Raw genomic sequence first — 14365 nt, 5'->3', positions numbered from 1 at the left:
TTCGGCCGTTCCGACATAAGCGACCGCCCGCCGCGGTCGGTCCGCCCGCCGCCTCTCCCGTCCGCTCCGCCGTTCCGCACGCTTTTCCCCTTTCGGCCGACTACGGACGGTAACATGACCGATTCGCCCGCGTCGGCTCGGGGGTCGCTCCCGGCCGACCCGAACGACCTCTCCGTCACCATCGTCGACGGGTACGTCGACGAGCCGGCCCACTTCGGCGTCCCGCCGTACCTCTCGACGTACCCCCGGTACACGGCCGGCGCGCTCGTCGACGCCGGCGTCCCGGAGTCCCGGATCACCTACCACACCATCGACGAACTCCGCGACGACCGGTCGAAACACGCCGACGTGGCGGACGCCGACCTCATGGTGTACGTCGGTGGGATGACGGTGCCCGGGAGCTACGTCGGCGGCACGCCCGCGGAGCCGGACGAGGTGCGCGAGCTCGGCTGGACCGCCGACGGCGTGACCCTGCTCGGCGGCCCCGTGCGCTTCGGCGTCGGCGAGGAGAACGCGGGCGCACAGGAGACGCAGCGCGACGACCTCGACTACGACTTCGTCGCGATGGGCGACGTCGAGGCCGCGGCCCACGACCTCGTCCGCGAGGGGTTAGAGGGGTACGGCAACCGGATGCGGACGAACGAGGAGGTCGACCGCTGGGCCCGGCAGGGGGCGTTCGTCGTCGAGCAGCACCCGAACCACCCCGACTACCTCATCTGCGAGATGGAGACCTCGCGCGGCTGCGCGTACCGCTGCTCGTTCTGTACGGAACCCCTGTACGGCGACCCGGCGTTCCGCGCGGCGCGGTCCGTCGTCGACGAGGTCGACGCGCTCTCGGACCGCGGGGTGCGCCACTTCCGGCTCGGTCGGCAGGCCGACATCCTCGCGTTCGGCGGCGACGGCGAGGCGCCGAACCCGGACGCCTTGCGGGAGCTGTACGGCGGGATCCGCGAGGTCGCGCCCGACCTCCGGACGCTCCACCTTGACAACATGAACCCGGTGACGATCACCGACTACCCGGAGGCGTCGCGGGAGGCGATCCGCGTCATCGCCGCGCACAACACCCCCGGCGACACGGCCGCGTTCGGGCTCGAATCGGCCGATCCGGTCGTCCAGGAGGAGAACAACCTGCTCGTCACCGCCGAGGAGTGTTTAGCGGCCGTCCGCGTCGTCAACGAGGAGGGCGGCTGGCGCCCGGGCGACGCCCCCGAGACGACGCCCGGTGACGCGGGTCGCGTCACCGGTCCCTCGACCGGCCCTGACGCCTCGCCGCGGCTGCCGAAGCTGCTCCCCGGGATCAACCTCGTCCACGGGCTGACCGGCGAGCGCCCGGAGACGTACGAGCACAACAAGCGGTTCCTCCAGACGGTGTACGACGAGGGGCTGATGCTCCGCCGGATCAACATCCGGCAGGTGATGGCGTTCGCCGGGACGGAGATGGCCGAGACGGGCGCGGACATCGCACAGGAACACAAAGACCAGTTCCAGGCGTACAAGCGGGAGGTCCGCGAGACGATCGACAATCCGATGCTCGACCGCGTCGTCCCGCCGGGGACGGTCCTGCCCGACCTCCACCTCGAGTACCACCAGGACGGCAAGACGTTCGGCCGCCAGCTCGGGACCTACGCGCTCCTCGTCGCGGTGCCGGGCGAGCGCGAACTCGGCACGGCGATCGACGTGGCGATCACCGACCACGGCTATCGCTCCGTGACCGGCGTCCCGTATCCGCTCGACGTCAATTCGGCCTCGATGGACGAGCTGACGGCGATACCGGGCATCAATCAGAACACGGCCGGCGACGTCGTGGTCGGCCGCCCCTACGAGTCGGTCGATGCGGTCGACGCGGGCGTCGCGGACCTCGCGGCGTACGCGATCGCCGGCGACACCGACGTGCCGATCCCGGGCCGCGACCGCCCCGGCTCCGGGCCCGGCCCGGCCGCCCGGTCGTCGCTCGGTCGCGGGGACTGAGCGGTGTCAGCAGACGACCCCGGCGACGCCGACCGCCTCGACGACCCCGACGACGCCGACCGCCTCGACGACCCCGTGGTCACCAGGGTCGAAGTCCCCGTCGACACGCGCGCCCCCGACGGGACTACGAACGCCTACGTCCTCGACGGGCTCCTCGTCGACCCGGCGGCCCGGACCGACGCGCTCGACGCCGCGGTGGCGGAGCGGGGGTCGTCCCCGTCGGGCGGCCCCGCCGACGCGCTCGCCGCCCCGTCCGTCGAGGCGATCGCGGTCACCCACGCCCACCCGGACCACGTCGGCGCGGTCGCCGACTACGCCGCGCTGACGGGCGCGACCGTCGTCGCCCGCGAGGGCCACGCCGACCGCTTCGCGGCGGCGGCCGGGATCGCCCCCGACGAGACGGTCGCGCCCGGAGAGACGGTCGCGGACACCGCGGTCCGGGCGGTCGACACGCCGGGGCACGCGCCCGATCACGTCGCGTTCGCGGCCGGCGGGCCGGAGGCCGGCGGACCGCCGGAACGATCGTCGCGCGCCGTGCTGTGCTGTGGCGACCTCGCGGTCGCAGAGGGGAGCGTCGCCGTCGCCGCGCCCGAGGGCGACCTCGCCGCGTACCTCGCGAGCCTCGAACGGGTTCGCGACGCCGGCTACGACCGACTGCTCCCGGGACACGGCCCGGCGATCGACGACCCGGCGGCGACCTGCCGGCGGCTGATCGAACATCGAATCGCCCGCGAACGCGACGTGATCGCCGCGATCGACGGCGGCGCGGCCGACCTCGACGCCGTCGTCGACGGCGCTTACGAGAAGGACCTCTCCGGCGTGCGGGACCTCGCGCTGGCGACGGTCGCCGCGCACGTCGAGAAACTGGTGACCGAGGGACGGGTCGAGGGGGCGTGGCGCGCGCGGCTGGCCGACCGCGGGTTCGAGTGACCCGCTCGCCCCCGCCGAACCCCGCTCCTACTCCGCTTCGAGCTCGACGACGACCTCCGACAGCGGCGTCTCCGTCACGTCGACGAAGCGCCCGCCGGCGGCGACGATCCCTCCGTCGACCTCCGCGTCGTCGCCGACGTGGACGAGCGCGGTCGTCGAGGCCCCGAGCGCCTCCGCGGCGGCCTCGAACGCCGACGGGTGGGGCTTGCGCCAGCCGCAGCCGACGCTCGTCGTGACCGCGTCGAACTCCCCGCGGAGCCCGGCGCGGATCAGCGTTCGGGGGACCAGCTCGGGGACCGCGCAGTTCGAGAGCAGTCCGACCGGCCCGCGCTCGCCCGCCCCCTGAACCGCGTCGAGCGCGCCGTCGCGTCGGGTCACGTCCGGGTCGAACGCCGCGATCACGGCGTGTCTGGCGACGTTCTGATCCGCGTCGACGCCGCGGGAGTCGAGCGCGCGGGCGACGTGCGCGGGGAGCGGGACCTCCGCGCCGGCCGGCGCCTCGACGTGCCGTTCGCCGTACGCGACGTGCCAGTCGTCCGGGACCGCCACGTCGCGGGACTCCAGTTCGCGCGCGACCGCTTCCGCCGGATCGGACGGGTACTCGACGTCGACGAGGGTCCCGAAGAGGTCGAAGGTGACTGCCACGATACCACTGGTAGGGACAACCCCAGATTGAAGCTGTCGGTCGGGAAGACCCGTTCCGACGACGGCCGCGCGGGGACCCGCTCGATGTCGGTCCCACGGTGACCCGTTTCGACGTCGGCCGCACGAGGCGCGTCGCGCTCAGAACAGCGAGCCGAAGTGGAGCGTGATAAGGCGGTAGAGGCCGGTAACCCACGCGCACAGCCACAGCAGCATGAACCCCGCGACGCCGGCCCGGAGCCGCTTCCGCCAGTGGCTCATGTCCTCGTGGAGCTCGTCGATGTCCACGCTGGGGTCCTCGTAGGCGTCCGCGTTCCGCTTCGCCTGGAAGATCCGCACGATCCCGGTGAGCGCGAACGCCAGCAGGGCGTACGCCTGAACGCCGAAGAACGCGTGGACGATCGCCAGTCCGCTCACCTGGTCGAGGACGCGCGGGATCATCCACCCGACGAGGGGGACGGTCGTGAGCAGCAGACCGGCGACGATGTACCGCAGGTGCCGCATCAACACGTTCCACGACACCGTCTCCGTGTCGATCATGATCCAAGCGCCGTACAACAGGAACGGCAGGCTCGCCGTCACGGACATCCCGGCAAGCGCCGCGATGACCGACTCGTCGACCATACGATCGGTTCGTGCTCCGGCGCGTAAAGCCCCGCGATCCGCGTCCGGCGACGGGGCCCCCCGGCCGGACGCGGACGAAAACAGTTAGCGTCAGGAGCACGTACCGCCGAGGTGATGGAGGACACCTCGACGCGGTCGGAGTCGGAGTCGCCGCCGGAGGAGCCGGCAGATCCGGCGTCCGACGGCCCGGAAACCCCTGCTTCGGAGGCCGAGGAGAACGGCACCCCGGCCGACGCCGGGGGTCCTTCCGGGGACGAGACCGACGCCGGGGACCCCTCCGGAGACGGGACCGACGAGGGGACCCGGGAGGGCGAGACCGACATCGAGGCCCTCCGCGAGCGCGTCGAATCCGAGTACGACTTCGACGAGTTCGGGCCGTCGGACATGGCGCAGATGAGCGCCGAGGAGTGGGACGCCGCCTTCGACCCGGACACGTGGATCACCGGCGACGAACTCCTCGACCGGGTCGACGCCGAACTGAAGTCGCGGATCGCGACCCGCGACGTGTTCGGCGTCTTGGAGCGCGTCCGAGAGGACGGCGAGGAGCGCATCCTCGTCTACTCCGACGAGGGCTACGCGATCATCCGTCCCACGGGCGAGGTGCGCGGCGAGGGGACGGTGCTCCGGGACATCGAGCCGGTCGTCGCGCTCGCGGCGATGGACTCGTACGAGGTGCCCGAGCCGCCGGCGAACTGGTCGCTCCCGCACCCGGACAGCGTTCCGGAGGGGTCCGGCGAGTTCGGCAACGTCGTGATGCAGGCGGTCGCCGCGGTACAGGTGCTCGCCGGCATCGCGCTGCTCGGCGCGACCGCCGTGACCGACCTCGACACCATCGTCGCGCCGGCGATGGGTATCGTCTTCCTCCTCGTCGGGGCCTTCCTGTTCGCGATGGTGGCGAACGCGCGGCTCTCCGACCGGTTCCGCTCGGAGGAGTACCGGGACCGGCTACGCGCGCTCCGCGAGGCGAAGAAGCGGCCCGAGTTCGTCCCCGTCGAGGACGGCGTCGTGACCGACGAGGCCGGCGGGAGAACCGACGAGGACGCCGACGTAACCGAGCCCGACCGAAACTGATAATCCGTCGATATCGGCGGTCTCAGGCCCCGCAAACTCCGCCACGTCGGCGGTTTCAGTCGGTGGGTTTAAGCGGACCCCGTCCTGAGTGAAACTGTATGAAAAGGCGGGACTTCGTGCGGACGGCCGGCGGCGCGACCGCCGCCGTCGCGGCCTCCGCCGGCGCGACCGGAACGGCGGCCGCACAGGAGGTACAGCCCGACTGGCCGAGCGGGGCGGCCGACGGGAACGTGGGCTCGTACACCGACGCCCGCGGACAAGACGAGGTGACCATCTCGGTCGGCGCCGGCAGCAACGGCCTCGCGTTCGACCCGACGCTCGTCTGGGTGGACGAGGGGACGACGGTCACCTGGGAGTGGACGGGCGCTGGGGGGTCTCACAACGTCCAGACGGTCGAGGGCGGGGGCCCGGCCAGCCTCGACAGCGGCGCCCCGGTCGGTGAGGAGGGGTACACCTACGAGTACGAGACCTCGAGCGAGGACGCCGGTATCACCCACTACCACTGCGTGCCCCACACCGCGGTCGGCATGCACGGCGGCCTCGCCGTCGGCGGCGATGTCGCCACCGTCGAGGTCGGCGGCGGCGGCAACACCGGGTGGCCGGAGAGCATCGCCTACGTCGGCGTTCCGCTTCACGCCCACTGGGTCGGCATCTCCGCGATCCTCGGTATCGGGCTGACGTTCGTGTTCACGTTCTACATGCTCAAGTACGGCGAGTCGGCCCACACCGGCCACGGAGGTGCCAGATGAGTTCCGGCGGCTCCTCGTACGGCGATATCCACCGGTACGAGCCGGCCCGCGAGAGCACCGCGGCCGCGATCGCGATCGTGTTGCTCACGGTCATCGAGGTCGTCTTCGTCGCGCTGTTCACCTACGGACTGATGTCCGCCTGGGCGTCGACGGAGGCCGGGAACATGTACGTCGGCGCGCTGCTCGCGCTCATCTTCATCGACCTCGCGTTCATCCTGCTGCTGTACCGGAAGGAGTTCCTCCCGGACGTGATGATCGTGAAGAAACGCCGCCGCAAGTGGGAGGACCTGTACGTCCGCGAGGAGGACAAAGACGGAAAGACCTTCGACACCGACGGTCTCACGGACACGCTGAAACGGGCTGTGTACCCGTACTACAAGAAGTGATTCGACAATGAGTCTGAAAAAACAAGACGACATGGACCACAACGCGTGGCTCAAGAGTCAGGACCTCACCGCTATCGAGACGGCGTTCCTGACCACGCTCATCTGGCTCGACAAGCGGCTCCGCATCGTCGACTACCTCGAACTCCTGGAGACGATGTACTACCGCGCGAACCTCCAGATGCCGAAGAGCCACACCGAGCAGTACGACCTCGACAACAAGTTCTGGTACTGGTACCCGCTGTACTCGCTCGGGTCCCTCTCTATCATCGCGTACTTACTCGCGGCGGTATCGGGGGCGTTGCTCGGGTTCTACTACGCGCCGTCGACCGCGGGCGCGGCGGCACAGGGCGACCCCACCGCGGCGTACGACTCGCTGGTGATGATCATGAAAGACGTCCAGTTCGGCTTCATGCTCCGCTCGATCCACCGCTGGGCGGCGCAGTTCATGGTCGCGGCGGTGTTCCTCCACATGCTGCGGGTCTACTTCACCGGCGCGTACAAGGAACCGCGCGAGGTCAACTGGATCCTCGGCGTCGTGCTCATCGCCCTGACGCTTCTGTTCGGCTTCTCCGGGTACGTTCTCCCGTGGAAGCAGCTGTCCTTCTGGGCGGCGCAGATCGGCGTCGAACTGGCGCTCGCGACCCCCATCGTAGGGGAGTGGGCGGCGCAGCTGCTGTTCGGCGGGTTCACCCTCGGGCAGGCGACGCTCGTGAGAATGTACATCCTGCACGTGTTCGTGTTGCCGTTCGTGGTCACCGCGCTCATCGCGATCCACGTCGGTATCGTCTGGGTGCAGGGCATCGCGGAGCCGCACTAATCCAATGACCGACGACACCACCCCCATGACCGACGGAGGCACCGACGAGGAGGCGCGTACCGACGGCGGACCGCCGGCGACGGTCCCGCCGGACGACGAGACCCCGACCTGGTCCGAGCGGAAGGAGCGCAGCCAGGGGCTCGCGCAGCTCACCTACCAGTACTTCGAGCGTTCCCGGCGCGAGGACGAGGACCTCCGCGCGGAGTCGACGTACGTCGAGCGCGACGTGCTCGGCTTCCCGACGTGGCCCCACGAGACGATCCGGAACCTCGCGATCACGTCCTTCTTCCTGGGGATCATGCTGCTCGTGGCGGCGATCTTGCCGTCCCACTTCGGGGATCCGGCCAACCCCGGTTCCACGCCGGCGATCATCCTGCCCGACTGGTACCTCTACTGGTCGTTCGGCCTGCTGAAGCTCAGCCCGATCAACCCCGGACTCGCGGTGTTGGGCGGTAACATCATCGTGTCGAACGAGCTGTACGGTCTCATCGCCCACGGAGTCATCTTCGGCGTCATCACGCTCGTGCCGTTCCTCAACAAGGGGAACGCGCGGCGTCCCGTCGAGGAGCCGGGCTGGGCGGCGCTCGGGGTGACCGGCGTCGTGCTGGCGATCACGCTGGCGGTGCTCGCCATCCAGAACTTCTTCCCGTTCCAGCTCGAGCTGCTGCTCTCGCTCACGTTCATGCTCCCGGTGGCCGCCGGCCTCATCACCTACGCGGTGTTGAAGACGATGCGAGAGGGGTACATGTACGACCTCAACCGTCGGTACTACATGCTGCGGCCGCCGAAGTAACGCCCGCCTCGCGTCCCGGACCGCGTCGCGGTCGAAATCTCTCTCCCCTTCCGACCCGCTCCGCATCACCCATGACATCCTCATCAGACGGCGATTCCACGCAGTCGTTCGACGAGACCGGCGACCCGATCGCGGGCGACGACGACGCCGACCCGCGAAGCGAGCCGACGGGTCCGCGGGCGGGCCCGGGCGGCCGCGAGGTCGTCGTCCCGTTCCGGCTGTACAAGGCGGTGACAGTTTTCTCGACGCTCGCCGCGGTGGTCACCTTCCTGATCGGGTTCACGCTCGTCGACGCCGCGACGCTTCAGATAAGCTTCGTCCGGACGATCATCGTCTACCTGCTCGACAACGCCGGTATCCTGCCGCCGGAAGACGTGCTCGTGGCGATACTGGCGATCACGGGCGTGGGGTTCATCCTCCTCGGAACCGCCGTGTACGTGCTCGGGACTCGGTTCCGCGGACAGGGGATGGGAAAGTCTCAAGACGACCCCAGCGAAACGTGAGGTAATGGCAGACGAGTTCATCAAGGGCTTCGCCCTGTTCGCGATCGGGGGCCTCGGGTGGATCACCTTCGGGGGCTGGTACCGGACGCCGTCGTACTACGACGTGGTACAGCTCGTGAACCCGGCGGAGGGCGTGAACACGGCGTACGGCGAGGTCGGCGTGTTCGCGGGCGACGTGTTCTTCTGGCTAATGGTGCTCGGCGCGCTGACGTTCTGGGTCCTCATTCCCGCCAGCCGGCAGCTCCGCGACGCCATCAACGACGACGACGACGCGGCCGCGAACTGAACGCACCCTCGATCGTCTCGCTTTTTCCAGTCCGCTTCGACGCCGTTCGGGAGTCGCGCCCGACGCCCGCCGACGAACCGGGAGCTTTTCACCGCCGCTCGCCCCACCCTCGCGCATGAGTGAGTCGACGCGGGGTCTCGCAGTTCTCGGTGACGGCGCCCCGGCGGCGTCGATCCGGTCGGCGGCGACCGCCGCGAGCGCTCGTCTCACCGATCTCACTGAGGCCGACGCGGTCGTCGCGGTCGGCGGCGACGCGCTTCGCGACGCGATGCGCGCGGTCGCGAAGGGGGACGCGCGCCGGGTTCCGGTCCTCCCGGTCGGGACCGGCCGTCACGCGGTCGCTCCCGGCCTCGCGGCCGACCGGATCGGCGGCGTCGTCGGCGGTCTCGGCGGGGCCGAGGCGCGGTTCGACGAGTTCTCGCGGGTCGCGCATCCGGTTTTAGCGGTCGAGGGCACCGGGGACGGTCGGCGTCGGTTCGCGGCCGCGGACGTCGCGTTCGTGACGGCGGAGCCGGCTCGGATATCGGAGTACGGGATCGCCCTTTCGGACGGCGAGACGGTCTCGGTGCGCGCGGACGGCGCCGTGGTCGCGACGCCGCTCGGCAGCGACGGGTACGCCGCGGCGGCCGGCGGTCCGGTGGTGTCGCCGGGAGGCGGCCTCGCCGTCGTTCCGATCTCGCCGTTCACGACGCGGCCGGACACGTGGGTCGCGAGCGGCGGCGTCCGCGTCGCGGTCGAGCGCGAGGCGGAAGCCGTCGCGTTGGTCGTCGACGGGACCCGACGGGGAGCGGTCGAACCCCACCGTTCGGTCCGGATCGAGACCGCGACGACCGTGGACCTCCTCTCCCCGACGGTGGAGTGACGCTTCGACGGGCGCGTCGATCGGAAAGGCTCTAATACGTCCTGAACGGAAATGGTGGATATGGACCCACTGCAGTTCCTCGTTCCCCTCGGCTGGCTGTCGGTCGTCGGGCCGGTGCTGCCGTACGCGATCTTCGTGATGACCGTCGCGAACCTCGCGACGCGGCACCTCGCGCACAGGCGGCACGTCGAACAGGGACGAGAGGCCGACAGCGTCGACGCGTACACGCCGCACGTCTTCACGAACGTCGGGCTCGTCCTGCTGAGCTTCCTGTTCATCCTCGACTCGCCGGTGAGCGGGACGATCCTGTCGGTGCTCGTGCTCACGATGTTCATCGCGGACTTCTTCGAGTTGGAGGCGCGCAACGTCGAAGCCCGCAACGACATGGATATCGAGGCGCCGAAGAGCTCGATCGCCGCGTCGCTCATCGTGTTGGTGTGGTCGTCGTACTACGCGCTGTTCTTCATCATCGAAGGGTTCTGGAACCAGTTCGTCGTCGCCTGACGGACTCCGGACCCGACCTCTTTCGGCCCGGCGCGACACGTTACCCCCGGTTTTCTCGTCCGTCGCCCGCTTCGCTCAGTACGGCCAGTCGCCGGTGAGCTTCATCCCCGTCGCTTTCCCCTCGGCTTCGAGCGCCGCGGCGATAGCGTCGCGATCGCGGCGCGGGATCGACGCGTCCGCGTCCGCGAGGTCGACGACGAGCTCCGTCAGGAGGATCGCCTGTTCCCGGAGGTTCCGCGACTCGAGCTTGTCGAGCGTGTCGGCGTGCGTGTGTCCCCAGCCGCGGCCGCGCCCCTCGGTCTCGCCGGAGACCATGTACCCCGGAATTCCCCGCTTCACGAACGGCCAGTGGTCGCTGTGGGGGACCAGCTCTCCGCCCGTCGAAATCGGGTGGTCGAAGCGGTCGCTCACGCGCTCGGCGGCCGCCGCCAGCGCGTCGAACTCGTGGTGATCGAGCCGCAGCGTCCGACCGAACACGTTGCTGTCGACGTTGACGACGGCGCGGACCGCCTCCCGGTCGGCCGCCTCGGCGGCCACCGACGACCCGACGAGACCGACCTCCTCGGCGCCGAACGCGGCGAACCGCACCTTCACGTCGAGTTCGTCCTCGCGCGCCGCGAGCGCCCACGCGACCTCGACGATCGTCGCGGTACCCGCCCCGTTGTCCATCGCGCCCTCCGCGAGGTCGTGGGCGTCGACGTGCGAGGAGACGATCAGGCGCTCGTCGGTGTCGGGGCCGAGCTCCGCGACGGCGTTCCCGCTCGTCGCCGTCGGCGTCTCGCAGTCGACCGCGACGGTCAGCCTGTCGCCCTCGTGCCGTCGCGCGAGCCGAGCGCCGGTCTCCTTCGAGACGCCGACCGCCGGGATGTCCCCGATGGGCGCGTCCGCGGTCCCGACGCTTCCGGTCGGCGGGAGCGTCCCCTCGACGTGGTTGGCGAAGACGAAGGCGGCGGCGCCCGCGTCGACCGCGCGGTAGTACTTCTCCCGGCGGTGGATGAACCGGTCGACCGAGTCGGGCGTGTCCGACGAGACCATCACGACCGTCCCCTCGAGGTCCGCCTCGAACTCCTCGGGGACGCCGTGCGCGAGGTCGACGAACTCGCCGGTCGCCTCGCCGCTCGGGCTCCGCGGCAGCGCGATACAGGCGTTCGGGCCGACCGCGACCGGCTCGTCGGTCGCGGCGTCCCGCACCGCGCTGTCGCCGCGCTCCCAGCCCTGGATCTCGAACGCCTCGACCGCCGCGTCGCGCGCGCCCGCGTCGGCGAACGCGTCTCGGGTCAGTTCCAGCGCCTCGCGCTCGCCCGCCGAGCCGGCCATCCGGTCGCCGACGTCGACGAGGTCGAGGAGGTGGTTCCAGCCCGCGTCGCTCGTGAACGTCTCGCCGATCCAGTCGGTCATGCGTAGGCGTGTCGCGGCCCGCGCTCAAGCGTTTCGGTGGCGGCGGTGGCGGCCGGGACCCGACGGCGGGGGCGGCCGGAACCGAGCGGGGGGGGGCCCGGCTGGGGCGCTCAGACCGGCACGCCCGGCAGGAGGACCGTCGCGGCCTCGGCGGCCGCGAACGTCGAGTCGTACAGGTGGTTCAACAGGAGGTACGTCACGACGCCGAGTACGAGCGAGAGGATCCACGCGCTCGCGGCGATCCGCCCGACGCGACGGTGGGGCGTCTCGTTCCGAAGCTCACGCTCCGTGTGCGTGAGGCCGAGGACGATCGCGTAGAGGACGACGGGGACGGAGACCACGGAGAGGACGATGTGAATCGCCAGCATGATCAGGTAGGCGGGGTACACCGGGTCCCACAGCGGGACCCAGGCGTACGCCGAGTCCAACACGAACTCCTTGGTGCCGCCGCCGGCGACCTTCGGGAGGTACATCCCGAGGAACAGGAGGATGAGGCCGAACGAGGTCGTCATCGCCGCGGCGTGTTTCTTCACCTCGTCGTTGCGGATCCAGTACCACCCGAGCGAGAGGGTGATCACGGTGACCGTGTTGACGGCGGCGATGGCGTGCGCGAGGAGGTTCACGGTCTCCTGCGTGAGCGTGGGGAACAGCGCCTGGAACTCCGGCACGAGGAACACGCCGCCGACGGCGCCGTAACCCACGAGCGTGAGGAGAACGGTTATCTCTGTGGCCCGCGCTTTGGCCCGCTCGCGAACGCTGGCGGTGGACATATCGGACGGAGGGAACGGAGCGATAAGTCGGCTTCGGGTGCTCCCGTCGGGCGGGACGTTTCGCCCCCGCCCGTCCCGAAAGCGTCGTCGCGACAGCGGCGTCGCGACTACCGCTCGATGACGCCCGTCGCGGTCGCGACCTCGACCGCGGCCTCCTCGTTGATCCCGCCCTGGAGGATGGTGTAGCGGTCGCGGATCTCGTGGGCGCTCGTCAGGGCGGCGATCAGCTCCGCGTCGTCGATCCCCAGTTCGCTCGCGGTCGTCGGCGCGTCGAGTTCCGCGAGCGCGTCGCGGATGGCGTTCCAGCGCCCGTTCTCGCCGCTGTGTAGGTACTCGGTCATGATCGACGCGACGCCGACCTGGTGGCCGTGGAGCGCCTTGCCGGGGGCGATCCGGTCGAGCTGGTGGGAGATGAGGTGTTCCGCGCCGGACGCGGGCCGCGAGGAGCCGGCGATCGACATCGCGACGCCCGAGGAGACGAGCGCCTTCACGACCACCCACGACGACTCCTCCAAGCCGGGCCGGATCATGTCGGCGTTCTCGACGAGCAGCTCCGCGGTCATCTCCGAGAGCGCGCCCGCGTACTCGCTGTACTCGACGTTGCGCAGTCGGCGCGCCAGCCGCCAGTCCTTCACCGCGGTGTAGTTGGAGATGATGTCGGCACAGCCCGCGGTGGTGAGCCGCCACGGCGCCTCCGCGAGCAGCGTCGTGTCCGCGACGACGGCGAGCGGCGGGTCGGCCGCGACCGAGTGGCGCGTGTCGCCCTCTGGGATCGAGGAGCGCCCGGAGACGATGCCGTCGTGGGAGGCGACCGTCGGGGCGGAGACGAAGCCCACGTCGAGGTGGTCCGCGGCCATCTTCGCGATGTCGATGGGTTTCCCGCCGCCCAGGGCGATCAGGTAGCCGGGGTCGACCGCCTCGGCGGTCGCCTTCAGTTCCTCGACGGCGTTGAAGGAGGCCTCCTCGACGACGGCGGTCGCGGGGTCGTCGAACTGCGCCCGGACGCGGTCACCCGCGATCTCGTTGGGCGTCGGGCTCGTCACGATCAGCGGCCGCCCCGTGAGGTAGAGGTCGCCGACCGCCTCCCCGAGGTCGTCGAGGACGCCGTGTCCCACGAGCACGTTCCGCGGGAGCTTGATCCACGTCGTCTTCTCGAACATACGGGTCGGTCGCACCGACGGGTCAAAGCCGTTGTCCATGCGGATCGCGAACCGTTCGGTCGCGGAGGCGGTGGCGGGCGGGAAGTCGGTCGGTCGCGCTCGCTACGCCCCGAGCGCCGCCAGCGTCGTCGCGGCGTCGTAGAGGAAGTAGACGCCGAAGCCGGCGAGCACGGCGGCGGAGCCGACGGCGACGATCGGCGCGAACGCCTCGATCCGGCGCTCGGCGGCGACGAGCCCGGTCGGGAAGCCGACGATCCACGTCAACACGCCGAGGAAGAAGCCGCCGATGAGCGCGGGCGAGCCGGTGGCGACCACGAGGACCCCGGCGAGGTCGCTCCCGACGACGGGGAGCCGGGCGAGCACGTCGAGCTGCCCCGGCCGGAGGAGCCCGACGCCGATCGTCAGCCAGAACAGCACCTGGTAGGGGTTCGTTAAGGCGAGCACCAGCGCCTTGCGGAACCCCTTCCCCTCCGCGGCGATCGGCTCCTCGCCCGAGGTCGGCCGGAAGGACGCCCGCGCCCCCTGCGCCGCGCCGACGGCGAAGTACAGCATCAGGACGCCGCCGACCGCGACCATGACGCCCTGTAACAGCGGGAACGACTCCACGACCGCGACGACGCCGACGTACGCGAGGACGAAGAAGATCGCGTCGGCGGTCGCCGCGCCGAGCCCGGCCCGGAAGCCGGCGAAGCGACCGCGGAGGACCGACTCCTCGGCGATCACCGCGTTCATCGGGCCGGGCGGCGCCGCGAGCGCCAGGCCGAATAGGACGCCCGCACCGAGCGTAACGAGGGTGCTCACACCGTTCGACACGCCGGGTCTCGTGAAAAACCTCGCGACAGAGCGGCGGTCGGTTGCGGTCGGTTCCGGCCCGTGCGCCCGAGATCGATACACTGAGGAAC

Annotated in this window: 17 protein-coding genes; 11 read left to right on the top strand and 6 right to left on the bottom strand. The window is 70.6% G+C overall.

Annotation, left to right across the window (positions count from 1 at the left end; genetic code table 11):
- Positions 1–114 precede the first annotated feature (114 nt).
- Positions 115–1968 (top strand): radical SAM protein, encoded by a 1854-nt coding sequence (locus EXE45_RS08620; protein ID WP_137694060.1) that lies wholly within the window; start codon positions 115–117, stop codon positions 1966–1968.
- A 75-nt stretch (positions 1969–2043) separates the two neighbouring features.
- A complete protein-coding gene (locus EXE45_RS08615; RefSeq protein WP_241989442.1) occupies positions 2044–2898 on the top strand; it encodes an MBL fold metallo-hydrolase in 855 nt (284 codons plus the stop codon).
- A gap of 27 nt (positions 2899–2925) precedes the next feature.
- Here the strand turns inward: EXE45_RS08615 and EXE45_RS08610 are convergent, their stop codons facing one another.
- Positions 2926–3543, bottom strand: a complete 618-nt coding sequence (locus EXE45_RS08610) for an HAD family hydrolase (RefSeq protein WP_092921108.1) — start codon at positions 3541–3543, stop codon at positions 2926–2928.
- Between the two features lie 138 nt (positions 3544–3681).
- Entirely contained in the window at positions 3682–4164 is a 483-nt protein-coding gene (locus EXE45_RS08605) for a hypothetical protein (RefSeq protein WP_092921109.1), read from the bottom strand.
- A gap of 114 nt (positions 4165–4278) precedes the next feature.
- Between EXE45_RS08605 and EXE45_RS08600 the strand changes: the two genes are divergently transcribed.
- The 9 genes from EXE45_RS08600 to EXE45_RS08560 all read left to right on the top strand — a co-directional run bounded on the left by EXE45_RS08600 (position 4279) and on the right by EXE45_RS08560 (position 10135).
- Positions 4279–5235 carry a hypothetical protein gene (locus tag EXE45_RS08600; protein ID WP_137694058.1) on the top strand — a complete coding sequence of 319 codons (957 nt, stop codon included), beginning with the start codon at positions 4279–4281 and terminating at the stop codon, positions 5233–5235.
- 98 nt (positions 5236–5333) lie between these two features.
- The gene (locus EXE45_RS08595; RefSeq protein WP_092921111.1) at positions 5334–5984 is read left to right on the top strand and encodes a halocyanin domain-containing protein; all 651 of its coding nucleotides are present in this window, start codon (positions 5334–5336) and stop codon (positions 5982–5984) included.
- Positions 5981–6370: a hypothetical protein gene (locus EXE45_RS08590; protein ID WP_092921112.1), complete on the top strand. Its 390-nt coding sequence runs from the start codon at positions 5981–5983 to the stop codon at positions 6368–6370. The genes EXE45_RS08595 and EXE45_RS08590 overlap by 4 nt, the downstream gene beginning before the upstream one ends.
- 7 nt (positions 6371–6377) lie before the next feature.
- The gene (locus EXE45_RS08585) at positions 6378–7187 is read left to right on the top strand and encodes a cytochrome bc complex cytochrome b subunit (protein ID WP_092921113.1); all 810 of its coding nucleotides are present in this window, start codon (positions 6378–6380) and stop codon (positions 7185–7187) included.
- A gap of 4 nt (positions 7188–7191) precedes the next feature.
- Positions 7192–7980 carry a cytochrome B gene (locus EXE45_RS08580; protein WP_092921114.1) on the top strand — a complete coding sequence of 263 codons (789 nt, stop codon included), beginning with the start codon at positions 7192–7194 and terminating at the stop codon, positions 7978–7980.
- Positions 7981–8051: 71 nt separating this feature from the next.
- Positions 8052–8483, top strand: coding sequence for a hypothetical protein (locus EXE45_RS08575; RefSeq protein ID WP_092921115.1), 432 nt, complete (start codon positions 8052–8054; stop codon positions 8481–8483).
- 4 nt (positions 8484–8487) lie between these two features.
- Entirely contained in the window at positions 8488–8769 is a 282-nt protein-coding gene (locus EXE45_RS08570) for a hypothetical protein (RefSeq protein WP_092921116.1), read from the top strand.
- Positions 8770–8884: 115 nt separating this feature from the next.
- Positions 8885–9631, top strand: coding sequence for an NAD(+)/NADH kinase (locus tag EXE45_RS08565; protein WP_092921117.1), 747 nt, complete (start codon positions 8885–8887; stop codon positions 9629–9631).
- A 60-nt stretch (positions 9632–9691) separates the two neighbouring features.
- Positions 9692–10135, top strand: coding sequence for a hypothetical protein (locus EXE45_RS08560; RefSeq protein ID WP_137694057.1), 444 nt, complete (start codon positions 9692–9694; stop codon positions 10133–10135).
- Between the two features lie 75 nt (positions 10136–10210).
- Here EXE45_RS08560 and EXE45_RS08555 read toward each other — a convergent pair whose 3' ends face one another.
- The 4 genes from EXE45_RS08555 to EXE45_RS08540 all read right to left on the bottom strand — a co-directional run bounded on the left by EXE45_RS08555 (position 10211) and on the right by EXE45_RS08540 (position 14264).
- Positions 10211–11533 carry a M28 family peptidase gene (locus EXE45_RS08555; RefSeq protein WP_137694056.1) on the bottom strand — a complete coding sequence of 441 codons (1323 nt, stop codon included), beginning with the start codon at positions 11531–11533 and terminating at the stop codon, positions 10211–10213.
- Between the two features lie 110 nt (positions 11534–11643).
- Positions 11644–12303, bottom strand: coding sequence for a DUF420 domain-containing protein (locus EXE45_RS08550; RefSeq protein ID WP_092921120.1), 660 nt, complete (start codon positions 12301–12303; stop codon positions 11644–11646).
- Positions 12304–12410: 107 nt separating this feature from the next.
- The gene (locus tag EXE45_RS08545; RefSeq protein WP_137694055.1) at positions 12411–13463 is read right to left on the bottom strand and encodes an NAD(P)-dependent glycerol-1-phosphate dehydrogenase; all 1053 of its coding nucleotides are present in this window, start codon (positions 13461–13463) and stop codon (positions 12411–12413) included.
- 102 nt (positions 13464–13565) lie between these two features.
- The gene (locus EXE45_RS08540; RefSeq protein WP_092921122.1) at positions 13566–14264 is read right to left on the bottom strand and encodes a LysE family translocator; all 699 of its coding nucleotides are present in this window, start codon (positions 14262–14264) and stop codon (positions 13566–13568) included.
- Positions 14265–14365 lie beyond the last annotated feature (101 nt).

The organism is Halorubrum sp. SP9 (genome assembly GCF_005435015.1).
GTDB classification, from domain to species: Archaea; Halobacteriota; Halobacteria; order Halobacteriales; family Haloferacaceae; genus Halorubrum; species Halorubrum sodomense.
Note: the sequence above shows the minus strand (reverse complement) of the source record. Positions and strands in the feature narration are given on the sequence as shown.

Bases quoted from the DNA above. Each gene is read 5' to 3' on its own strand.
- EXE45_RS08620 (WP_137694060.1), top strand. From the start codon at position 115: ATGACCGATTCGCCCGCGTCGGCTCGGGGGTCGCTCCCGGCCGACCCG.
- EXE45_RS08605 (WP_092921109.1), bottom strand. From the start codon at position 4,164: ATGGTCGACGAGTCGGTCATCGCGGCGCTTGCCGGGATGTCCGTGACG.
- EXE45_RS08600 (WP_137694058.1), top strand. From the start codon at position 4,279: ATGGAGGACACCTCGACGCGGTCGGAGTCGGAGTCGCCGCCGGAGGAG.
- EXE45_RS08595 (WP_092921111.1), top strand. From the start codon at position 5,334: ATGAAAAGGCGGGACTTCGTGCGGACGGCCGGCGGCGCGACCGCCGCC.
- EXE45_RS08590 (WP_092921112.1), top strand. From the start codon at position 5,981: ATGAGTTCCGGCGGCTCCTCGTACGGCGATATCCACCGGTACGAGCCG.
- EXE45_RS08585 (WP_092921113.1), top strand. From the start codon at position 6,378: ATGAGTCTGAAAAAACAAGACGACATGGACCACAACGCGTGGCTCAAG.
- EXE45_RS08580 (WP_092921114.1), top strand. From the start codon at position 7,192: ATGACCGACGACACCACCCCCATGACCGACGGAGGCACCGACGAGGAG.
- EXE45_RS08575 (WP_092921115.1), top strand. From the start codon at position 8,052: ATGACATCCTCATCAGACGGCGATTCCACGCAGTCGTTCGACGAGACC.
- EXE45_RS08570 (WP_092921116.1), top strand. From the start codon at position 8,488: ATGGCAGACGAGTTCATCAAGGGCTTCGCCCTGTTCGCGATCGGGGGC.
- EXE45_RS08565 (WP_092921117.1), top strand. From the start codon at position 8,885: ATGAGTGAGTCGACGCGGGGTCTCGCAGTTCTCGGTGACGGCGCCCCG.
- EXE45_RS08560 (WP_137694057.1), top strand. From the start codon at position 9,692: ATGGACCCACTGCAGTTCCTCGTTCCCCTCGGCTGGCTGTCGGTCGTC.
- EXE45_RS08555 (WP_137694056.1), bottom strand. From the start codon at position 11,533: ATGACCGACTGGATCGGCGAGACGTTCACGAGCGACGCGGGCTGGAAC.
- EXE45_RS08550 (WP_092921120.1), bottom strand. From the start codon at position 12,303: ATGTCCACCGCCAGCGTTCGCGAGCGGGCCAAAGCGCGGGCCACAGAG.
- EXE45_RS08545 (WP_137694055.1), bottom strand. From the start codon at position 13,463: ATGTTCGAGAAGACGACGTGGATCAAGCTCCCGCGGAACGTGCTCGTG.